The 20,873-nt window shown below is 54.6% G+C and carries 18 protein-coding genes and 3 pseudogenes; 11 read left to right on the plus strand and 10 right to left on the minus strand.

Going from position 1 to position 20,873, the window contains the following annotated elements; genetic code table 11:
* Positions 1-9: 9 nt before the first annotated feature.
* Positions 10-1,014, minus strand: coding sequence for a TRAP transporter substrate-binding protein (locus C1J02_RS20330; protein WP_114880195.1), 1,005 nt, complete (start codon positions 1,012-1,014; stop codon positions 10-12).
* Between the two features lie 223 nt (positions 1,015-1,237).
* On the opposite strand from C1J02_RS20330, the gene C1J02_RS20335 reads away from it, so the two are divergent.
* Positions 1,238-1,927: a GntR family transcriptional regulator gene (locus C1J02_RS20335; protein WP_114880196.1), complete on the plus strand. Its 690-nt coding sequence runs from the start codon at positions 1,238-1,240 to the stop codon at positions 1,925-1,927.
* Positions 1,928-2,164: 237 nt separating this feature from the next.
* Here the strand turns inward: C1J02_RS20335 and C1J02_RS20340 are convergent, their stop codons facing one another.
* From C1J02_RS20340 to C1J02_RS20355, 4 genes are all read right to left on the minus strand, one after another.
* The gene (locus C1J02_RS20340; protein ID WP_114880197.1) at positions 2,165-2,830 is read right to left on the minus strand and encodes an ankyrin repeat domain-containing protein; all 666 of its coding nucleotides are present in this window, start codon (positions 2,828-2,830) and stop codon (positions 2,165-2,167) included.
* A gap of 59 nt (positions 2,831-2,889) precedes the next feature.
* The gene (locus C1J02_RS20345; protein ID WP_114880198.1) at positions 2,890-3,372 is read right to left on the minus strand and encodes a heme-binding protein; all 483 of its coding nucleotides are present in this window, start codon (positions 3,370-3,372) and stop codon (positions 2,890-2,892) included.
* 91 nt (positions 3,373-3,463) lie between these two features.
* Positions 3,464-4,072, minus strand: coding sequence for a response regulator transcription factor (locus tag C1J02_RS20350; RefSeq protein ID WP_114880199.1), 609 nt, complete (start codon positions 4,070-4,072; stop codon positions 3,464-3,466).
* Complete coding sequence (locus C1J02_RS20355) at positions 4,069-5,583, minus strand: sensor histidine kinase (protein ID WP_254693170.1); 1,515 nt, start codon at positions 5,581-5,583, stop codon at positions 4,069-4,071. Before C1J02_RS20355 ends, C1J02_RS20350 begins: the two co-directional genes overlap by 4 nt.
* 286 nt (positions 5,584-5,869) lie before the next feature.
* Between C1J02_RS20355 and C1J02_RS20360 the strand changes: the two are divergent.
* Positions 5,870-6,456: pseudogene (locus C1J02_RS20360) on the plus strand ((S)-ureidoglycine aminohydrolase); the annotation flags it as partial.
* A gap of 12 nt (positions 6,457-6,468) precedes the next feature.
* Here C1J02_RS20360 and bhcR read toward each other — a convergent pair.
* On the minus strand, positions 6,469-7,311 hold the full coding sequence (bhcR, locus tag C1J02_RS20365) for an HTH-type transcriptional regulator BhcR (protein ID WP_114880200.1): 843 nt from the start codon (positions 7,309-7,311) through the stop codon (positions 6,469-6,471).
* 168 nt (positions 7,312-7,479) lie between these two features.
* Between bhcR and bhcA the strand changes: the two genes are divergently transcribed.
* The 8 genes from bhcA (at position 7,480) to C1J02_RS20405 (ending at position 16,304) form a co-directional block, all read left to right on the plus strand.
* Positions 7,480-8,670 (plus strand): L-aspartate--glyoxylate aminotransferase BhcA, encoded by a 1,191-nt coding sequence (bhcA, locus tag C1J02_RS20370; RefSeq protein WP_114880201.1) that lies wholly within the window; start codon positions 7,480-7,482, stop codon positions 8,668-8,670.
* Positions 8,671-8,685: 15 nt separating this feature from the next.
* A complete protein-coding gene (bhcB, locus tag C1J02_RS20375; protein ID WP_114880202.1) occupies positions 8,686-9,636 on the plus strand; it encodes a beta-hydroxyaspartate dehydratase BhcB in 951 nt (316 codons plus the stop codon).
* Between the two features lie 14 nt (positions 9,637-9,650).
* A complete protein-coding gene (gene bhcC / locus C1J02_RS20380; protein ID WP_114880203.1) occupies positions 9,651-10,814 on the plus strand; it encodes a 3-hydroxy-D-aspartate aldolase BhcC in 1,164 nt (387 codons plus the stop codon).
* 103 nt (positions 10,815-10,917) lie between these two features.
* Positions 10,918-11,883, plus strand: coding sequence for an iminosuccinate reductase BhcD (gene bhcD / locus C1J02_RS20385; RefSeq protein WP_114880204.1), 966 nt, complete (start codon positions 10,918-10,920; stop codon positions 11,881-11,883).
* The gene (locus C1J02_RS20390; RefSeq protein ID WP_114880205.1) at positions 11,883-12,386 is read left to right on the plus strand and encodes a peroxiredoxin; all 504 of its coding nucleotides are present in this window, start codon (positions 11,883-11,885) and stop codon (positions 12,384-12,386) included. The genes bhcD and C1J02_RS20390 overlap by 1 nt, the downstream gene beginning before the upstream one ends.
* A 28-nt stretch (positions 12,387-12,414) precedes the next feature.
* Complete coding sequence (locus tag C1J02_RS20395) at positions 12,415-13,404, plus strand: type I glyceraldehyde-3-phosphate dehydrogenase (RefSeq protein WP_114880206.1); 990 nt, start codon at positions 12,415-12,417, stop codon at positions 13,402-13,404.
* A 15-nt stretch (positions 13,405-13,419) separates the two neighbouring features.
* Complete coding sequence (locus C1J02_RS20400) at positions 13,420-15,699, plus strand: NADP-dependent malic enzyme (protein WP_114880207.1); 2,280 nt, start codon at positions 13,420-13,422, stop codon at positions 15,697-15,699.
* Between the two features lie 92 nt (positions 15,700-15,791).
* Entirely contained in the window at positions 15,792-16,304 is a 513-nt protein-coding gene (locus C1J02_RS20405; RefSeq protein WP_114880208.1) for an AmiS/UreI family transporter, read from the plus strand.
* A gap of 56 nt (positions 16,305-16,360) precedes the next feature.
* Here C1J02_RS20405 and lpdA read toward each other — a convergent pair.
* The 3 genes and pseudogenes from lpdA to C1J02_RS20420 form a co-directional block, all read right to left on the minus strand.
* A pseudogene (gene lpdA / locus C1J02_RS20410) lies at positions 16,361-18,100 on the minus strand (dihydrolipoyl dehydrogenase).
* Positions 18,101-18,113: 13 nt separating this feature from the next.
* Positions 18,114-18,482: pseudogene (locus C1J02_RS20415) on the minus strand (2-oxo acid dehydrogenase subunit E2); the annotation flags it as partial.
* A gap of 240 nt (positions 18,483-18,722) precedes the next feature.
* Positions 18,723-19,652 (minus strand): transcriptional regulator GcvA, encoded by a 930-nt coding sequence (locus C1J02_RS20420; protein ID WP_205389836.1) that lies wholly within the window; start codon positions 19,650-19,652, stop codon positions 18,723-18,725.
* A 369-nt stretch (positions 19,653-20,021) separates the two neighbouring features.
* On the opposite strand from C1J02_RS20420, the gene C1J02_RS20425 reads away from it, so the two are divergent.
* A complete protein-coding gene (locus tag C1J02_RS20425) occupies positions 20,022-20,366 on the plus strand; it encodes a RidA family protein (protein ID WP_114880209.1) in 345 nt (114 codons plus the stop codon).
* A 55-nt stretch (positions 20,367-20,421) separates the two neighbouring features.
* Here the strand turns inward: C1J02_RS20425 and C1J02_RS20430 are convergent, their stop codons facing one another.
* The gene (locus tag C1J02_RS20430; RefSeq protein ID WP_114880210.1) at positions 20,422-20,601 is read right to left on the minus strand and encodes a hypothetical protein; all 180 of its coding nucleotides are present in this window, start codon (positions 20,599-20,601) and stop codon (positions 20,422-20,424) included.
* Between the last annotated feature and the right edge of the window lie 272 nt (positions 20,602-20,873).

Consider the following 20,873-nt stretch of genomic DNA (forward strand, 5'->3'; position numbering starts at 1 on the left):
CAAGGTTCGTCAGTTGGAGAGTTTGGCCACTTCGGCCTCTACTTCCGAGACGAGTTCTTCGCCGATCTTGGCACGGAAGTCGTCGTAGACCGGTGCAACAAGGGCCTTAAATTCGGCCAGAGCTTCAGGTGACGGCGTTTGGATGGTTACGCCGTCAGCCCGCATTTTGTCCGCTAGTTCGGCTTCTTGACTTGCTGCCAGTTCGCGTTGGTAGACCATGGCATCATAACCAGCCTTCCGGATCAGATCCTGATCTTCAGCCGAAAAGCGTGCTAATGCGGCTGTACTGCCAAGCATGCCAATCGCTTCGAATGAAAAGTTGATTTCGGCGATGTTCTTGCTTACTTCAAAGAACCGCGAAGCATAAATCAGCGGAATTGGTGAAATTCCACCATCGATTGCTCCGGCCTGAAGTGCTGTGAACACTTCGGCAAAGCTCATTGCCACAGGGATCGAACCAAGAGCTGACCAAGAGTCTAAATAGAGGTCCAGACCCGGTGTGCGGATCTTTACGCCTTTTATGTCCTCGACGGTATTGATGGGTCCAGGGTTCGTGTAGAGCTGGAAGAAACTGCCAGATCCCCAGCCAAGCGGTTCAATGCCGGTCGCCTTCAGGTTTGCTGATAAGCGTTGACCGACAGCACCGTCCATTACTGCCATTGCAGTTTCGGCGTCGGGAAAGATCCAAGGCATTGAGACGACCATGAAATCGCCATTGATCTGGCTGAGCCAAGGTGTGGATTTCATGATGATGTCCACAGCTCCGGCCTGCGCCATTTCTAGCTCGACACGGTCGTTTCCGCCCACGAGTACTCCGCTTGGATAAACCTCGACTGTGTGTGCACCGTCGCTGCGCTCCTCAACGAGCTCTTTAAATTTATTGGCCGCTGCGACCCAGTTCGATGTGTCGGCAACTGTTGTGCTTAGGCGAATGGTATCTGCATACACCGTCCCGCCTACTCCAAGTGACCCTGTTAGGATCGCGATAGACATAAGTTTCGAAAGATTGATCATTTGAATATCCCGCGTTGGTTTTGATTCTAATTCAGACAGATGGAACTTCTTCGGTCCCCATTCTGATTTTCAGATGCCGCTGGTATCAGCGGGCATGAGGATTCGTGATCGTATGATTGCATGCAATATGCAACATGTAAAGAATAGACTATCCTGCCCCGTCCAGTGTAGCGTGGGTTCAAAGAGGAAATAGATATGGGTCACAGTCGATGAGACAAGCTAAATGACAGTAAAATCAAATGGTAAACAACGAATACTCAAGGCTTCACTTCATGATCATGTTGTTGACGCATTGCGTGAAATGATTGTCACCGGCGAGCTAAAGACAGGCGAAAGGTTGATAGAAAAGGAACTGAGTGAAATCCTTGGGGTATCTAGAACTCCGATCCGTGAGGCTATCAAAACCCTCACGCTCGACGGTCTGGTCGATAGCCCAGTCCACCGCGGTGCACGCGTCAAGCCGCTCGAGCCACAAGAAGTAAAAGAACTTTTCGATGTCATCGCGGTCATTGAGGCGCTGGCTGCAGAAAATACGGCAAAACAGATATCAGATAGTGATCTCAAGAAGCTAGAAACGAAGCATAGTCGTATGAAACGTCACTATGATGCTGGCGAGAGAGATGCATATTTTCTGTTGAATTCAGACATTCACGAGACAATTGTCGAACTGTCTGGAAGTGAAGTGATTAACATCACACACAAACGCCTTATGTTGCGAGCAAGCCGTGGGCGTTATCTGGCGATTTTGGATCAAGTCCGATGGCAAGAAGCTATGAACGAGCATGACTTATTGATGGAAGCGCTACGCTCTCGAAATCCGAAAGCCGCTTTTAGTGTATGGCGCGTACATCTTGAACGAACTGGAGACGCGGTTTTGCGCGGCTTGGAGAATGCCGCGAACTCTGCCGCGTGATCCAGAGCTAAGCTATTCATATATTGAATTTCATGTTTGACGAGATTGTAATCAGAAGTGGATAGAGAAATCTGCCCTATACCCTAGATGGAAGCGCCTCCATCGGCAGGGATGCAATGCGGCAGCCTCCAGTACACTATTGGGGCGTGAGCGGCGAACGGCTGCTTTGGCTTCTCGAAAGATGTTACCGATGGGTGTCTGCGACGGGCCAGTTGCGTCGTCAAATAGGGCCAAAGGTTATCTCAAAAGCATCGTTATATCTGTGTAACCACGTGCAGTTGCATGCTGGAGTGGGGTTACGCCGTCACGATCACCGATGGTTTTATCCGCACCGGCTTCAACAAGGATTTGGACTGTTTTGATGTGATCTGGCCCGCCATCGCCCAGAACCACCGCTTCGATCAACGCTGTCCAGGCAAGGTTATTGACGTGGTCCAGCGGCGCGCCACCCGCGACAAGCCGGGCCACGACGTCATGATGACCCAAGTGTGCCGCAGCAATCAGCGCGGTGCCGTCGTAAATACTTGTGATCAGGTCTGGCTTGTTGCCGAGATCCAAGGCCAAAGAGACCAGCTCAGGGTCATTGGCGACTGCGGCGATTGTCAATACATCGTAGACGCGGTTTTCCAACGCGTTCATGTCCGCACCACCCTTGGCAAGCGCCGCGATGGCGTCATCATGCGAGGCAAAAGCAGCGACATGCACTGGAGTTCGCCCCACGCGATCACGGGCGTTCAGGTCGGCCCCTGCTGCTATTAAGCGATTGATCTCGTCTACCTGTCCTTCGTGGGCCGCACGATGAAGCCCGGAGTAGGAGGCAATGTCGGATGCCGACGGGGCGGTTTGGGAGTGGGCCGTGCCACAGAACGCGACTGAAGCAGCGATGATCAAAGAACGAAGCATGGTATTCACCTTTCAAATGCAGCGACCCACCCCTTGGTAAGGGGCAGGTCATTCTTAGTTTACTCAGCACCGATCGCGTCAAGACCTGCACGGGCGCAGGTCTCGTCAATCGCACCCGATGGCGCACCGCCGACACCGATGCCACCGACCAATGCGCCACCAATCTTGATAGGCAAACCGCCAGCTTGGATAACAAGACGGCTGTCCATATCGCGTAGTCCGTCGTTTTCTGGTTTCGCTCCAATGAACCCTGCCAAAACGGTTGTGTCACGGCCCATGCTTGCGGAAGTAAATGCTTTACCAGTGCTTGAGCCAACGGTGTGTGGGCCTGCGTTGTCGGCACGCAGTATAGCTTTGGTCACGCCACTGCGGGCGACAATCGCAACGCTGACGTTATGGCCCTCAGCAGAGCAAGCTTCGACAGCGGCTTCAGCCGCTTGCGTTGCCATTTTGAGGGGAAGGTAAGGTGCCGTTGGCAAATCCTGTGCAAAAGTAGCGACAGGGGTAACAAGTGCGGCGGCAAGGGTGAATGTGCGGATCATCGGGTATTTCCTTTTGTTTGACTGATAGACCCTGTCTAAAGAGAGCCAGTAGGTTGCAACATTCGTAGCCTCCGCAAAGGTGTCCGTAGTTCTACTGACCTGCCCGTGCGTCCAGCCAATACCGCGTGAGTTCAGCCGCCGAAGACGTGCCCGCCTTGGCGGCGATGGCGGCGCGGTGGCTTTCGACCGTGCGCGGAGACAGGCTTAGCGCCTCAGCGATCTGCTTCGTGGTCAGACCCTTCGCGATCATCTCCAGGACTTCTTGTTCACGAACAGAGAGGTGCTTGACCAAAGCCAAGGCCTCAGCACGTTCTGCTGAAATCTGCTGTTGTGCCTCGAGTTCCAAATGTCCTTTTTGGATCGCATCGATCAAATCTTGTTCGTCAACGGGTTTGCTGAGGAAATCGATCGCACCATTGCGAAACGCCCGCCGGCACGCCTCAATATCTCCATGCCCGCTAATGACGACGGTGGGCCAAGAAATGCCTCTATCGTTCAATTTCTCCTGAAGCTTTAGGCCTGAGATTGCGGGCATCCGAATATCAAGGATGAGACACCCCGGCACGAGACCCGCGGCTTGATTTAAGAAAACTTCGGGAGAGGCAAAGCTCCGCACATCTAGCCCAACGGTTTCGAGCAGAAGAGTCAGCGCGCTGCGGACGGCCTCATCATCATCAACCAGGTAAACGTTGTTGCTCATGACGTCACCATCTTGGTCGAAATTGGCAGAGATAGTCGGAACGTTGTCTCTGCCGCATCGCTTAATAGCGCAATCTCGCCGTTCATTTCTTCGATCAAACGCTGACATAGCGCCAGTCCAAGCCCTGTCCCATCCGGCTTGCCCGTGACGAACGGCTCGAAAATACGTGTTATGATTTCATCAGAAACGCCTGGTCCATTGTCGGTGACATCCAAGATTGCTATCCGACCCTCCACATCTGTTCGGATGGTGATCCGCGCGCGATCCGTGGCATCAAGCGCATTGCGCACGAGGTTGAAGACAACCTGCTCCAGCTCAACAGGGTCGGCATCAATAAAGAGTGGACCGTCATGCAGCAACAACGTAATCGTCGCTCCTTTGGATTTGGCCTCCAATGCCAATAGGCGTTGCACGCTTTGTGCTGCATCATGAAGTGGGCAGGATTTTGATGGTGTACGGTTTGGTTTACTCCAACGCCTGAGCCGGTCGAGGATGTCAGCAGCCCGTTGCGCCTGAGACACCGTATCATCCAGAACAGCGCCCAAACGCGCAACGTCCCCGCGTCGCGCCAAATGCCGTCCCGCCTGCGCTTGACTGAGAATTGCGGTTAACGGTTGCGCCAATTCATGCGCCATGCCGCTGGCCATTTCGCCCATGGCATTGACGCGCGACGCATGGGCCAACCGCGTTTCTTGTGCGCTCAACTTTGCACGGCTTTCAGCATCTTTTGCACGCGCGCGTTGCTTGAGGCCATGTGCTGATAGAAAAATCAATGCTGTGACCAACACAATTGCGGCCAGTGCTTTTCCCAATGGCAAGACATCAGCGAGAGAGATTGCGAGCGAAGTTTCAAAATTCAAAGGCTGTGACACGCTTCCAAGTGGCTTTGAGAACCCCGCCTCGTCCAGTGACAGTTGACCAACCAACGCATTCTGACCGTCTGGTGTGACAAGGCGGAGCGCAACAGAGGCCTTTTGCCAAAACGGATCATCGGTCGCAACCAGTGCGCCGGCGTCAATCGCTAATGCCAATCCGTGGCGTGCCGCATCAGAGTTGGGAGTGCGTTTTACGAGCAGATAGTGGTTTGGCATTGTCGGCATTTGCTGTATCTGCAAAGCACCTGTTGATCTTCTTGCCATCGCAGCAATTAGCGATGCTTCTTCAGCGGCAAGACCCGGAAGTGTTTGAATGACTGGTTCTGACGGATCGAACGGGATCACATTCACGGATGTAATGCGCGGATAAAACCGCATGATTGTTGCTGCCACATCTAACAACAAATCCTGACGCTTGACCCCGCCTGCCACAAAAATTGCAGACAGTGACGTCAAATGGGCATCATGCTGATCCGCGCGTTGGGAGGCCAGACGATGTAGCGTTACACTTTTATCGGTCAGTTCGCGAACCAAACTCTGCCGTTCGAACAACGCCAATCCGCAAAGCACTAAACTTACCGCAAGGGCCCAAAACCACAGATACCGCCAGATGTTGTTTGAGTTTGATACTGCCATTCGTACTAATCGCAGGTGGAGCAACAAACGCCAATCCGTAATTCTACGGGCAGTCCGTAGAGAGTGCGCCATACGGAACAACGATTAAATGCAACCACCTTTTACCATTGAGCAACACGCTCAGATTAGAGCTTAGTCAGACAATTACCTCTCAGAATGATAGAACAATCGGAAATGTCCTAAATGGGGAATGTTGCATTAACAACATTCCCACTTATTAACCGCTAAAGCTGATCCAGGTTTAGTAGTAAGATTACATTGCGTGTGGACATATGGTTCAGATGATCGCGCAGAAACCGATCCGGTGGCCCAAGGTGTGCTGTTTGTTGTCGAAGGCACCGCAACCCTCACCGTGGGCGGCAAGACCCACGAACTGGCACAGGGCGGATATATCTGCCGCCGAATTCAGGGTGGACCCTGCGCAATAGCAGCAACGACATGCTCCGGTTTCACTGGATCAGAAAGGCCTATGAGGCCGTTGAGGGGCTTGCTTGCCCTGAAGTGATCATCGCCAACGAACAAGACATCGCACCCACGGTGATGCCCGGCACGGACGGCAAATGGGCAACAACGCGCTTTGTTGATCCCGGCGATATGCGCCATGACATGCATGTCACCGTGGTGACGTTTGAACCAGGCGCAGTGATCCCGTTTCTGGAAACCCATGTGATGGAACACGGGCTGTATGTCTTAGAAGGTAAGGCTGCCTACCGTTTGATTGCTGATTGGGTTGAGGTTGAGGCGGGCGACTACATATGGCTTCGCGCGTTTTGCCCGCAGGCCTGTTATGCGGGCGGGCCGGGGCGTTTCCGCTATCTGCTGTACAAAAACGTGAACCGCCAAATGGCCCTGCGTCCTGTCGGTAAACTGTAGCACCATTTCGGATTAGCGTTTGGCATCACCGCCGCCAATTGCTGCCGATAACTCTTGTGCGGCGGCCACGACCTCCTTGCTAAATTCGGCAATCTGATCTGTTCCAACACGTGATGTCGGGCCGGACACGGATATGCCTGCCACCGCCTCGCCGTGGATATCAAAAACCGGGGCCGCGATACATCGCATGCCGATATTGCGCTCTTCGCCATCGATGGCATAACCGCGCGCGCGGGTCTCGGACAGGTCGGCCATTAAGGCGTCACGGTCAGTCAGGGTAAATTCTGTGAACTGTTCCATCGGTGCTGCAGACAAAAGCTTGTCGATGCGCGGTATGTCCATCTGCGCCAGCAGCGCCTTGCCAATGCCCGACGCATGCAGCCGCGACAATGTCCCTGGTGGGAAGAACGCTCGGATGCTGGCGTGGGTTTCGACCTGGCTGACGAACAACACGTAGCCGTTCTGCTCAATCCCCAGGTTCGCGGTCTCTCCTGTAGCCTCCATCAGGTGTCGCATGATCGGGCGTGCACGTTCCACCAGTGAGGTGCGTTTGAGAAATCGAGCGCCAATAATAAAGGCGCGCGGTCCAACATGCCAAACTTGATCCATCTGATCAAACTCAACCAGCCCCCTGCCCTCGAGTGTGACTAAGATCCGATAGACCGTTGCGGGGGACTCTCCTAAATCAGAAGCCAGAGTGGAGAGAGCTTTGCCTTGTGCCTCGCTCAAGAACTCAAAAACCCCCATCGCTCGATCTAGAGATTTTATGGTATTCTGGGCAGTCTTGTCGTCCCAGTCACGGGGCCTGCCACGGGACTTTCGAGAACTCTTTTTAGCACTGTTCTGAGAATCCATAAGATGCGTTCCATTTTATGCGAAAGACCTATTCACTATATGAAAAATATAAGGGTCTGACAATATGAGGTTTTTCCAACCATTTCATAAATGAAAAATGTTTTCAAAAAAGTATCCTGAGTTCAAGCAGACCTCTAAGTTGATCTTAACACTCACAAGGAGACGATCATGAGCTTCCAGAACCCCGTTTTCATTCCTGGCCCGACAAACATGCCTGAGGCAATCCGCCAAGCCTGCTACATGCCGACCATTGACCACCGTTCACCCACATTTGGCAAAATTCTGCACCCTTGCCTTGATGGCGTGCGCCAGGTTCTGAAGTCTGAGACGGCTCATATATTTATCTTCCCTTCCACCGGAACAGGCGGTTGGGAAACAACGCTGACGAACACCCTTTCCAAAGGCGACAAAGTTCTGGCCGCACGAAACGGCATGTTCAGCCACCGTTGGATCGACATGTGTCAGCGCCATGGGTTGGATGTACAGGTTGTTGAAACACCGTGGGGTCACGGTATTCCCGCTGACAAATACGCAGAGATCCTGAAAGGCGACACCAGCCATAAGATCAAAGCGGTTCTGGCCACCCACAATGAAACAGCGACTGGCGTGAAATCAGACATCGCCGCCGTGCGTGCCGCATTGGATGCAACCAATCACCCTGCGCTGTTGTTTGTCGACGGGGTCAGCTCGATCGCGTCAATGGATTTCCGTTTTGACGAATGGGGCGTCGATGTTGCCGTGACCGGCAGCCAGAAAGGCTTTATGTTGCCTGCGGGTCTGGCGATTGTTGGCTTCTCGGACAAGGCTGTAGAGGCATCCAAGACCGCCGATCTGCCACGTACTTTTTTTGACATCAAAGACATGCAGAAAGGCTATGACGCCAACGCGTTTCCCTACACGCCCCCTGTGGGCCTGATGAACGGCCTAAAGCTGTCGCTCGAAATGCTGCTGGACGAAGGTCTGGACAATGTGATCGCGCGTCATACTCGGATCGCAACTGGCGTGCGCCATGCAATATCTGCTTGGGGCTTGGAGCTCTGTGCCGTCTCACCAGACGTATATTCTGATACAGTGTCAGCGATCCGCACACCCGAAGGATTCAACGCGACAGATATCGTCACCCATGCGGCCGAAGTTTACGGCGTGGCATTCGGTGTGGGTCTGGGCGAAGTTGCTGGCAAAGTGTTCCGCATCGGCCACCTCGGTAGTCTGACAGATGTGATGATGCTGAGCGGGTTGGCCACAGCTGAGATGTGCATGGTCGATCTTGGGATGGACATCAAACTTGGCTCTGGCGTTGCGGCTGCACAAGAATTCTACCGCACAAACCCTGCTGCAGCACTCAAGAACGCCGCCTGAACAAGGACGCAACCGATGTATATTCCAACCTACCAAGACATGCTGGAAGCGCATGAGCGTATCGAGCACTATATCTCCCGCACGCCTGTGCGGACCTCCGAATATTTGAATGAGCTGACAGGCGCGCAACTGTTCTTCAAATGTGAGAACTTCCAGACACCGGGTGCCTTCAAGGTGCGCGGAGCCAGCAACGCGGTATTCGGGCTTAGCGACGAGCAGGCAAAACTGGGTGTTGCAACACATTCTTCGGGCAACCACGCGTCTTGCCTCAGCTATGCAGCCAGCCGCCGGGGTATTCCGTGCAACGTAGTCATGCCAAGCACCGCCCCTCAGGCCAAGAAAGACACCGTGGCGCGATACGGTGGCAAGATCACCGAATGCGAGCCGTCTACAACCTCGCGCGAAGAAACCTTTGCGAAGGTTCAGGCCGCCACGGGTGGAGATTTTGTGCATCCCTACAATGATCCGCGCGTGATTGCGGGCCAAGGCACCTGCGCGCGTGAATTCATGGAGCAAACCGATGGCCTCGAAATCGTAATGGCCCCCATCGGTGGCGGCGGCATGATTTCAGGCACCTGTCTGACCCTGTCACATCAGGCACCTGAAACGCAGATAATCGCAGCAGAGCCAGAACAGGCCGACGACGCCTACCGCAGCTTCAAGGCAGGTTACATCATCGCGGACGACGCGCCCAAGACGATTGCGGACGGTCTGCTGGTACCTTTGAAGGATCTTACCTGGCATTTCGTGTCCAAACACGTGAGCGACATACTCACTGCCTCCGAGCAAGAAATTATAGATGCGATGAAACTCACTTGGAAACATCTGCGTATCGTGGCAGAGGCTAGTTCTTCGGTCCCCCTCGCCACCATTCTGAAAAACAAAGAACGGTTCGCTGGCAAGCGAGTCGGCATCATCATCACAGGCGGCAATGTCGATCTCGACCTGCTGCCTTGGCTTAAGTAAAGGGAAACCAAGCTATGAAAACGCATGTAAATCTCGAAGAATTCGAAGTCGGTTTCGACATTCCTGCCAAGCCAGGCATGGATGAAGCAGACATTCAAACGCCTTGCCTGATCCTTGATCTGGACGCGCTTGAGCGGAATGTCAAAAAGATGGGTGACTACGCCAAAGCACATGGGATGCGTCACCGCGCCCACGGCAAAATGCACAAATCCGTAGACGTGTTAAAGCTGCAACAAGACCTGGGTGCCGCCATCGGTGTGTGCTGTCAGAAAGTATCCGAGGCCGAGGTTTTCGCCCGCGGTGGCATCAAAGATGTGATGGTGTCCAATCAGGTGACAGAGCCTGCCAAAATCAAACGCCTCGCCGAAATGCCAAAGTTTGGCTGCCGTGTTCTGGTCTGTGTGGACGATCCTGAAAACGTAAAAGCTCTGTCAGAAGCCGCTGTTGCGGCTGGCACACAAATTGAAGCACTGGTTGAGATCGACTGCGGCGCGGGCCGTTGCGGCGTAAACACAACGCAAGACGTTGTGAACATTGCGAAGATGATCGACAGTGCGGCAGGCCTAAAATTCGCTGGAATCCAAGCATATCAGGGCGCAATGCAGCACATGGATCTTTATGCAGATCGCAAGGTAAAACTGGATGCGGCAATCGCCCAAGTTGGCGATGCCGTGAACGGCTTGAAAAGCAACGGTCTTGAATGTGACATCGTTGGCGGTGGCGGAACCGGCTCGTATTACTTCGAGAGCGCATCCAACGTCTATAATGAGTTGCAGTGTGGATCATACGCTTTCATGGACGCGGATTATGGCCGGATTCTGGATGAGAATGGCAAGCGCATCGACGATGGAGAATGGGAGAACGCATTGTTCATCCTGACCACCGTAATGAGCCACTCCAAAAAGGACAAAGCCATCGTTGACGCGGGCCTAAAGGCTCAATCTGTCGACAGCGGTCTGCCAGTTGTCTTTGGTCGCACAGATGTTGAATACCTCAAGTGCTCTGACGAACATGGGGTTGTCGGTGATCCAAACGGCGCGCTCAAGGTCAACGACAAGCTGAAATTGGTACCCGGTCACTGTGACCCGACCTGTAACGTGCATGATTGGTATGTCGGCGTGCGTAACGGCAAAGTCGAAACCGTCTGGCCTGTCTCTGCACGCGGCAAAGCATATTGATCAGATCTCTCCGGCAGCTTTTCGGTAGCCGGAGTGCAAGACGCCCGCGCGCCCGCCTTCCCTGTCGGCGCGCGCGGGCGCATGTATTTAAAGGAGAACTCCCATGTTGATCGTCCCCGAACGCGAGATTGCCGCCCTAATGACCCGAGACGCCGCCTTTGATGCCGTCGAAAGTGTTTTTGCCGCGATGGCATCCAAAGATGCGTACAACTTTCCGGTCATCCGTGAAGCCATTGGCCACGAAGACGCGCTCTATGGCTTCAAAGGCGGGTTCGACAAAGCGGGCATGACTCTGGGCCTCAAGGCGGGCGGCTACTGGCCCAACAACCTCGAAAAGCACGGGGCAATCAACCACCAGTCCACGATTTTTCTGTTTGATCCGGACACCGGCATGGTCCGTGCTATTGTCGGTGGCAACCTGCTGACGGCCTTGCGCACTGCGGCGGCGTCTTCGGTGTCGATCAAACATCTGGCACGCAAAGACGCAAAGGTCATGGGCATGGTTGGCGCGGGCCACCAAGCCACATTCCAACTGCGCGCCGCGCTGGAGCAACGCCAGTTCGAGAAAGTCATTGGCTGGAACTATCACCCTGAAATGCTGCCCAATATCGAGAAAATCGCCAATGAGGCCGGGCTGCCATTTGAAGCGGTCGAGCTTGAGGGCATGACAGAGGCTGACGCGGTTATTTCAATCACGTCCACCTTCGCGCCCACCATCATGGCCGAGCACATTTCCGCTGGTACCCATATCGCCTGCATGGGCACCGACACCAAAGGCAAGCAAGAGGTCGAAGCCGCATTGTTGGCCCGTTCAACCGTGTTTACCGATGAAGTGGCGCAATCCATCAGCATCGGTGAAGCGCAACATGCAATTGCCGAAGGTCTGATCAAAGAAAGCGACGTGCACCAGTTGGGTGCTGTGATCAATGGCACGCATAAGGGCCGCACTTCAGATGACGAGATCACTTTGTTCGATGGCACAGGGGTTGGCCTTCAGGACCTTGCAGTGGCGGCAAGCGTTGTCGATCTGGCCGTCAAGAAAGGTGTCGCAATTGAGGTTGATTTCTAATGACTCAGGCCTTGGTTGGGCAACATCTGCCTGACGTCACGCTGCTGCCTTCTGACGGGCGTGATGTGGCAATGTCTGGCCTTGTGGGGCTAACGGTCATCTATATCTACCCCCGCACCAGTCCGCCGGATGGCAATGCCATTGCGGGTTGGTCCGATATTCCTGGGGCCAAGGGTTGTACGCCACAGTCGTGTGGATTTCGCGATCATCATGCCGAATTGACGGACGCGGGTGTCGCCCAAGTCTTTGGTCTGTCTACGCAAACCTCAACCTATCAGGCCGAAGTTATAGAACGGCATCGTCTTCCGTTTGTCCTCCTGTCAGATGCGGACCTCAAGTTAAAGAATGCGCTGAATCTGCCGTTTTTTGAAGCTGCGAACATGACCTTACAGCACCACCTGACGTTGATCGTGCAGGACGGAAAAATCGAACACCTGTTCGAAAACATCACAGACCCGGCTGCCAACGCGGCAGCAGTACTCGATTACATCAAAGGCCGCTAACGCGCGCTATGTGCCAAAGGACAGACAAATGCGGATCGTCATCAATGGGTTTGGAAGGATCGGGCGGACTATTCTACGCCAGATACTGACCCAGCCGGGCCATGACGATATCGATATCGTGCTGATCAATGACATCGCCCCGCGTGAAACTTGCGCGTATCTGTTCAAATATGACAGCACTTTCGGCCCACTGCCCTGCGATGTTGTTGCGGATAAGACAGGATTGCTGGTGGGCGACAGGCTCATTCCATTTTCTTCATCGCCATTTCTGTCCAGCGCTTATTTCTCAAGCGCGGATGTTGTTTTGGAGTGCACCGGTCAGATCAAATCTCGCGACGTGGCAGAGCGTGGGCTGAATGCAGGGGCGAGGGCGGTGCTCATTTCTGGTCCCTCAGAATTCGCCGATTCTACTATTGTTCTTGGCGCGAATGACCAGACTTTGGGAGAAGCGCGCATCGTGTCAAATTCGTCTTGCACGACAAATGCGATCGCACCACTGCTGCGTGCAATCGACCTGAAGTTGGGTATTGAACGCGCTCATGTGACCACCATCCATTGCTATACCAACAGCCAACCGTTGGTTGACGCGCCGCGCGGTAGCCTGGCGCGCAGCCGGGCGGGCGCGGAATCTATGGTACCAACCACCACCAGCGCAATGAAAGAGCTTCTAAAAGTGCTGCCGCAGGTTGGTAAGTTGACAAGCGTTGCAGCTGTGCGTGTTCCCAGCCTGAGCGTCTCTGCGATTGATGCCACGCTCCAGCTATCATCACCTGTTGGACCGTCAATAAACACGTTCTTGGAATCGATCGTGAAACGTGGCGGCGTCATCGGCGCGACGCAGGATGATTGCGTGTCGCGTGATATGCGCGCGCGCGTAGATTCGCTGATCCTTGCACTGCCAGAAACACAGATGGTAGCGAGCAAACAACTGCGGGTCTTTGGTTGGTACGACAACGAATGGGGCTTTTCAGCTCGCATGATTGATATGGCGCGCAGACTTGCCGCACGCACGAATTAGAAGGGAAGAATACATATGCCACACGATACAACGACGGCTGACATGGAACGGCAAGCCGCGCTGGATTATCATGAGTTTCCGCGCCCTGGCAAGTTGGAGATACGGCCAACAAAACCGATGGCCACAGGACGTGATCTGGCGCGTGCCTATTCCCCCGGTGTGGCCGAGGCCTGCACTCAAATCGCCGCCAACCCGTTGGACGCAGTGCGCTATACTGCCAAGGGTAATCTGGTCGCTGTAATCAGCAACGGCACCGCCGTCCTCGGTCTGGGCAACATCGGCGCTCAGGCCAGCAAGCCAGTGATGGAGGGCAAAGCGGTCCTGTTCAAGAAGTTTGCAGGCGTCGATTGCTTTGACATCGAAGTCAACGAACCTGATCCGCATGCGTTGGCCGATCTGGTCTGCAAGCTTGAGCCAACCTTTGGTGCTGTCAATCTGGAGGATATTAAAGCCCCCGATTGTTTTATTGTTGAGCGGATTTGCCGTGAGCGGATGAACATCCCCGTATTCCATGATGATCAGCATGGCACCGCGATTGTGGTGGCTGCGGCAGCGACCAACGCGCTGCATATTGCGGGGAAAAAGCCCGAGGACATTCGGGTGGTTGGATTGGGTGCCGGGGCTGCCGGGATCGCCTGTCACACGATGCTGCGCAAGATGGGTGTGCCTGTCACGGCCACCACGCTGTTTGACAAAGACGGGGTTCTACATCCAGGACGCACCAATCTGTGCCCTGAGCAGATGGATTTTGCCAATGCTGACGAAAACCTGACGCTGCATGAAGCACTCAAGGGTGCGGACCTGTTTCTAGGGTTATCTGGTCCGGGACTGTTGCCCGCTGATCTGGTCAGTGCCATGGCCCCAAATCCGATCATCTTTGCCCTGGCCAACCCCACGCCGGAGATCAAGCCTGACGATGCGCGCACCGCATCACCCGGCGCAATGATGGCCACAGGCCGCTCTGACTTTCCCAATCAGGTCAACAATGTGCTGTGTTTCCCGTTCATCTTTCGCGGTGCGCTTGATGTGGCTGCCAGCGATATCAATGACGAGATGAAGCTGGCCTGCGTCGATGCCATCGCGTACCTTGCGCGTGCAACAACCTCAGCCGAGGTGGGCGTCGTCTATCAAGGTGAAACGCTGACCTTCGGTCCCGAATACCTGATCCCCAAACCGTTTGATCCACGCCTGCTGCCGACAATTGCGCTGGCCGTCGCCAAGGCCGCGATGGAGTCAGGCGTAGCGCAGAAGCCGATTGATCTGGAGGCCTACAAACGCACGCTTGAGGCACAGGTGTTCCGATCATCATTGATCATGCGTCAGGTGTTCGCCGCCGCTCGGCAATCCAAGCGCAAAATCGTCTTTGCAGAAGGTGAGGATAACCGGGTGATTCACGCCGCCCAAACCATGATCGAAGACAGCGTGGACACACCCATCCTGATTGGACGTCCTGAAATCATTGAAACCCGCATCGACCGCGCGGGCCTCAAGATCAAACCGGGGCGCGATTTTGAGATTGTGAACCCCGAAAGTGATGATCGGTATCGCGACTATTGGCAGACCTACCAGCAAAGGATGGAACGTCGTGGCGTCTCCCCTGATATCGCCAAGGCCGTCTTGCGGACCAACACAACCGCGATTGCCGCCGTGATGGTGGCGCGCGGCGACGCGGACAGCCTGATCTGCGGCACGTTTGGCCAATATTTATGGCACCTCAAATATGTGCAGCAAATGCTGGCCGGGGATGGTCTGCACCCCGTTGCAGCCCTGTCGCTGATGATCCTCGACGCTGGGCCGCTGTTTATTGCGGACACGCATATCAACACCGAACAGACGCCTGAAACATTGGTGGAAACCACTATTTCCGCCGCACGTCACGTGCGCCGCTTTGGGATCAAACCACAGATTGCGCTGTGTTCGGGTTCGCAATTCGGCAACCGCGAATGTGCGTCTGGCCGGGTGATGCGCGCCGCGATGGATATCCTCGACGCACAAAACCTTGACTTTAATTATGAGGGCGAAATGCACACCGATGCGGCGCTTGATCCTGATCTCAGGGAACGGCTTTTCCCCGGCAATCGCCTCGCAGGAAAAGCAAATGTCTTGATCTATGCCAATACCGATGCCGCAGGGGCCGCACGTAATCTGCTCAAAGCGGTTGCGGGCGGGCTAGAGGTTGGGCCGATTTTGATGGGGATGGGAAACCGCGCTCATATCGTCACACCCGGCGTCACGGCACGGGGGCTGCTCAATATTGCGGCACTCGCCGGATCGGACGTCTCTAGCTACGGCTAAAAAACGACACGGACAGATTTGAATCACCCTCCGGGCACCTCGGTTTCTATACCAAGACCACTTGGGGCACAAAAGTTACTGGAAAAAGGCCCATGATGCTTGGCTTGCCATTGCTCTATGTAGGCGTGGTCCTGATACTCAACGGACTCTGGCTTAGAGGCCGCATCGACGATCGGGAAATCATCCTAATAAACCTTTGCGTTGCAGGGATTTCATTTCTGGTGGCGTTACATGCTGCACTCTTTGCCCAGGCAGTCGGGGATGTTCGAAGTGCTGCAATGGTGCTTTTGTTTGCCATCACCTATCTTTGGGTGGCCTACAATAGAATTACAGGGTGCGATGGTCGGGGCCTAGGCTGGTTTTGCCTGATCGTCGCGATAACAGTCATCCCTATGGCAGCTTCTACTTTAGCACAGGGAACCGGGTTTATGTTCATTTGGCTCGGCCTGTGCTGGGCGGCATGGGCTGTGCTGTGGTTCATGTATTTCTTGTTGCTCACCGTGCAGATGCCAATCCTCAAACAGACAGCATATTTCACGTTATTTTGCGGCGTTTTCACCGGATGGATGCCGGGCATGATTCTCTTATTCAGCATCTCAAAATAGAAAAGCGCGCCCTGCAGAGGCGCGCTTTTTCATCCGTACTTTGATGATCTGAAAAATCAATGCCGTTTCTTGGGCGGCATCAAATCAGTGATTGTGCCTTCAAACATCTCAGCGGCAAAATTCACCGTTTCTGACAGTGTCGGGTGTGGGTGGATCGTGTGGCCCAGATCAGTCGCGTCGCAACCCATCTCGATGGTCAGCGCCACCTCGGCGATCAGATCACCGGCATTGGTGCCAACGATGGCCGCGCCGACCACGCGGTCGTCTGCCGGATCAAACAGCACCTTGGTCATGCCTTCAGAGCGCGCGTTGGACAATGCGCGGCCCGATGCAGCCCAGGGAAAGACCCCCTTGCCGACCTTCAGACCCTTGGCCTTGGCTTCAGTCTCAGTGATACCCACCCATGCAACTTCGGGATCGGTATAGGCCACCGACGGGATCAACAGCGCATCAAAGGCGCGCTTTTGACCGGCACAGACTTCTGCGGCGACCTTGCCTTCGTGCACTGCTTTGTGGGCCAGCATCGGCTGACCGACCACATCGCCAATGGCAAAGATATGCGGCACGCCTGTGCGTTGCTGCTTGTCCACAGCGATAAAGCCACGGTCATCCACGGCCACACCAGCGGCCTCTGCGTTGATCAGCTTGCCATTGGGGCGTCTGCCAACCGATACCAGAACCTTGTCGAACGTGTCGGTGCTGGTCTCACCTTTATCGTCCTCAAACGTGACCTTAAGGCCCTTTTTTTGAGCCTCGATCGCGGTGACTTTGGTTTTGAGAAAGATATTTTCATACCGTTTGGCAATCCGCGTTTGCAGCGGTTTCACCATGTCCTTGTCCGCGCCCGGCATCAGTTGGTCCATGAATTCAACAACCGTGATCCTGGCCCCCAGCGCGTCATAGACACAGGCCATTTCAAGCCCAATGATACCGCCGCCAAGAATCAGCATGCGCTTTGGAATATCGCTCAGTTCCAGCGCGCCGGTGCTGTCCAACACACGCGGGTCATCATGCGGAATGAACGGCAATTCAACCGGTTCGGATCCTGCCGCGATGATGCATTGTTCAAAGCTGACCGTCTTGGTGCCGTCATCACCCGTGACCTCAATCATGTTCGGCTCGGTGAATTTACCCGTGCCGCGCACGGTCGTGACCTTGCGCGCCTTTGCCAACCCGTCAAGACCGCCGGTAAGCTGCCCCAAAACCCCGTCCTTTCAACCGCGCAGGGCGTCCAGATCAATCTTGGGTTTGGCAAATGTCACACCATGGGCCAACATTTCATCGGCTTCGGTCAACACCTTGGCGACATGCAACAGCGCCTTGGACGGGATACAGCCCACATTCAAACAAACACCGCCAAGGGTCGGGTATTTCTCGATCAACACGACATTCTTGCCAAGGTCGGCGGCACGGAAGGCCGCCGTGTAACCGCCGGGGCCAGAGCCAAGCACAACCACTTCGGCGTGGATATCGCCGGGACCAGTTGCGGTGCCTGTAGCCGCTGTTGCTGTCGGGGCCGCCGCAGGTGCGGGTGCCGCAGCTTCCGTCTTTGGTGCCTCCGCCGCTTCGGCCCCCTCAAGCACCACAATTACGGTGCCCTCAGAAACCTTGTCACCCATCGCAACCCTGATTTCCTTGACCACACCCGCTGCCGGGGATGGCACTTCCATTGTCGCCTTGTCGCTTTCCAATTCGACCAACGGGTCTTCGACAGCGACGGTGTCACCAACCGAAACCAGAATGCCAACAACCGGCACTGCGTCGAAATCGCCAATATCGGGAACTTTGAAGTCCATGATCAGCGCTCCCTTACAACATCAGCCGGCGCACATCGCCGAGCAGGTGTTTCAGCGTCGCACAGAACCGTGCGGCCAGCGCGCCATCGATGGCACGGTGATCATACGCCAGTGACAAGGGCTGCATGTTGCGCGGCTGAAACGCTTCGCCGTCCCAGACCGGGGCCATCTTGGATCGGGTGAGGCCCAGAATTGCAGCCTCGGGCGCGTTTACGATTGGGGTGAACGACGTGCCGCCAATGCCGCCAAGCGACGAAATGGTGAACGTCGCGCCCTGCATGTCGGGGCCTTTCAGCTTGCCGTCACGCGCCTGCGCGCTCAGATCACCCAATTCCTTGCTGATCTGCATCAGCCCCTTGCGGTCTGCGTCCCGGATCACCGGCCCCCAAGGTCATCGTTCCGATGGAACCCAGGCCGATCATGCACTAACATTCAAACTGGACCACTTAGGTGGGGCTGATCAACCGCAGCAACCGTTTCGGTATGATCTTTTGCTTCCAGCTGTTCGAAAGCCTTCTCGAATGGCGCACCGATTTCTAGAACTTGTAGAGGCCCGCTTCGCAACATACCATGAACTTCAGCAGAGCGCTTTGGTGTGAGACCACTCGCAAAGCCCAACACTTCAAACTGGAGTTTGATTTGCTTCTGCCAACAACCAATCACAAAATGCGCTGACTTTGGCCTTACGCAAATGCGCATGTGGACACACAAGCCAATAGGCAAGATCACTTTGGACGGTCAAATCAAATGGCCTGACAAGGCGACCGGCTTTTAAATCCTCGACGACCGCAGAGTGGCTGACCAATGCAACACCATCCCCGTTGATTGCTGCTTCGATCGCCATGTTTTCGACAGTGAAACGCGGACCGCGATTGACTGAAACGTCGTCCAAACCCGCCGCCTGCGCCCACATCTGCCAATCAGGCGACTGGCTGGTCAGCGATCCCCAATCAACATGTAGCAAACGATGCGATTTTAGGTCTTTCAGGCTAGTCAATGGAAATGATCCTTCCAATAGCTTTGGACTGCAAACCGGGCTCACCTCTTCATCAAAAATCTTGCTGACATGAAGACCTCGATACTCACCCGCCCCAAGGCGTATGCTGACATCAATTCCGTCACGATTAAAATCTCGGGTATCTAGTGACGCGTCCAGCCGGACGTCAATGTCGGGGTGTTTCTCGGAAAAGCCGGTAAGATGATGCACCAGCCATTTAACCGCAAATGTAGGAACAGTGCTGACGGTCAGAATACCTGACTTTTCCTCAAGCTTCAGCCTGTCGACAGCTTCTGCCAGATTGTCAAACCCTTCGGTTACCAGTGGCAGCACTGTCTTGGCTTCCTCAGTCAGGCGGACCGACCGCGTCATCCGGTGGAAAAGCGGAATGCCAAGAAAGCCTTCAAGTTGCTTTATCTGCTGGCTGATGGCTGCAGGGGTCACGAAAAGCTCGTCAGCTGCCTTAGAAAAACTCAACCATCTGGCGGCGGCTTCAAATGCTTGAAGAGATTTGAGCGGCGGTAGCCTGCGCATAAAGCCTTCGGTCCGAAACATATGTTAGATTGTCTTAACTATAAGATTAGAAAACGCAGTTTGTCGAGTGGCCTGTCAAACGGCTAGTGAAGTGCAGACACATTCATCAAACAACCAACCGGAGGAATTCCTTATGCACGGCCAGTTTCCTACCCTATCGGCTTCGATCTCAATGATCATTTCCCAAAGCATATACCAGATTGTCGCGGGCATTGATTGCATGGCGCAGTTTTTCATGAAGTGGCTGAAATCGGATATCTAAGGACTTAACCGACATCCCTTGCTTGCGTCCGGGTTGGCCCACGAGGTTTTTATGGACATCAGCGCCGCACCAAGGTCAAAAGCGCCTGAGCGCACAGGCGCGGCATTCAACAGCAACAAGGACCGGATATGATTGAGCGTATTGAAACAGGGGCACGATCCTCGAAGATCGTCAAACACCGTGGTATTGCTTATATCACAGGACAAGTTGGCGAAGGTCCAACGATACAAGATCAGACAATCGAGTGTCTGAGCCGCCTCGAGGCGCTGCTGATCAAGGCTGGCTCGTCCCGCGAACGGATGCTGCGCGCCACGATTTGGCTGGCGGATATGGCGGATTTCGACGGGCTGAACGAGATTTGGAATGCTTGGGTGCCAGCGGGTCATGCCCCAGCCCGCGCTTGCGGCGAGGCCAAACTGGCGCGTGCAGAACTGAAGGTCGAGATCATCGTTGATGCTGCTTACGACGAATAGGGGCTAGGGACTGCCGCTGATCAAACGAGGCCAGCGGTGGTCACAGCCTTTGCACTCACCAGCCGCCAAAGCGGCACCACAGCATCAGTGGCGCATCAGGCGTTAACGGGACAACATGATAATGGCTGTGCTGCGCCGCTGGTGCACATGCGTGATTTGGCAAGATACGCAGCAGCGTGCCCACAGGCAGACCGGGCAGATCACCTTTGGAATCGGGATGCCGTGCGATGACCACACCAGAACTTCAGGTTTCACGATGGTTCAACACGGACCAGGACATCACTCTTGCCTCACTTCTGGGCAAAGTTGTTGTAGTTGTCGAGGCATTCCAAATGTTATGCCCGGGTTGTGTACTGCACGGTCTGCATTTGGCTCAGAAAGTACGGCAATCTTTCCCAGAACAGTCTGTGGCTATCATTGGGCTGCAGACAGTTTTTTAACATCACGACGCAATGACACCAGTGTCACTGGCTGCGGTTCTGCAAGAGTACCGGATCACCTTTCCTG

The sequence above is a fragment of the Sulfitobacter sp. SK011 genome, assembly GCF_003352065.1.
Taxonomy (GTDB): Bacteria; Pseudomonadota; Alphaproteobacteria; order Rhodobacterales; family Rhodobacteraceae; genus Sulfitobacter.

Excerpts from the sequence above, each read along its gene's own strand:
- C1J02_RS20330 (WP_114880195.1), bottom strand. The coding sequence starts at position 1,014 with ATGATCAATCTTTCGAAACTTATGTCTATCGCGATCCTAACAGGGTCA.
- C1J02_RS20335 (WP_114880196.1), top strand. The coding sequence starts at position 1,238 with ATGACAGTAAAATCAAATGGTAAACAACGAATACTCAAGGCTTCACTT.
- C1J02_RS20340 (WP_114880197.1), bottom strand. The coding sequence starts at position 2,830 with ATGCTTCGTTCTTTGATCATCGCTGCTTCAGTCGCGTTCTGTGGCACG.
- C1J02_RS20345 (WP_114880198.1), bottom strand. The coding sequence starts at position 3,372 with ATGATCCGCACATTCACCCTTGCCGCCGCACTTGTTACCCCTGTCGCT.
- C1J02_RS20350 (WP_114880199.1), bottom strand. The coding sequence starts at position 4,072 with ATGAGCAACAACGTTTACCTGGTTGATGATGATGAGGCCGTCCGCAGC.
- C1J02_RS20355 (WP_254693170.1), bottom strand. The coding sequence starts at position 5,583 with ATGGCAGTATCAAACTCAAACAACATCTGGCGGTATCTGTGGTTTTGG.
- bhcR (WP_114880200.1), bottom strand. The coding sequence starts at position 7,311 with ATGGATTCTCAGAACAGTGCTAAAAAGAGTTCTCGAAAGTCCCGTGGC.
- bhcA (WP_114880201.1), top strand. The coding sequence starts at position 7,480 with ATGAGCTTCCAGAACCCCGTTTTCATTCCTGGCCCGACAAACATGCCT.
- bhcB (WP_114880202.1), top strand. The coding sequence starts at position 8,686 with ATGTATATTCCAACCTACCAAGACATGCTGGAAGCGCATGAGCGTATC.
- bhcC (WP_114880203.1), top strand. The coding sequence starts at position 9,651 with ATGAAAACGCATGTAAATCTCGAAGAATTCGAAGTCGGTTTCGACATT.
- bhcD (WP_114880204.1), top strand. The coding sequence starts at position 10,918 with ATGTTGATCGTCCCCGAACGCGAGATTGCCGCCCTAATGACCCGAGAC.
- C1J02_RS20390 (WP_114880205.1), top strand. The coding sequence starts at position 11,883 with ATGACTCAGGCCTTGGTTGGGCAACATCTGCCTGACGTCACGCTGCTG.
- C1J02_RS20395 (WP_114880206.1), top strand. The coding sequence starts at position 12,415 with ATGCGGATCGTCATCAATGGGTTTGGAAGGATCGGGCGGACTATTCTA.
- C1J02_RS20400 (WP_114880207.1), top strand. The coding sequence starts at position 13,420 with ATGCCACACGATACAACGACGGCTGACATGGAACGGCAAGCCGCGCTG.
- C1J02_RS20405 (WP_114880208.1), top strand. The coding sequence starts at position 15,792 with ATGATGCTTGGCTTGCCATTGCTCTATGTAGGCGTGGTCCTGATACTC.
- C1J02_RS20420 (WP_205389836.1), bottom strand. The coding sequence starts at position 19,652 with ATGTTTCGGACCGAAGGCTTTATGCGCAGGCTACCGCCGCTCAAATCT.
- C1J02_RS20425 (WP_114880209.1), top strand. The coding sequence starts at position 20,022 with ATGATTGAGCGTATTGAAACAGGGGCACGATCCTCGAAGATCGTCAAA.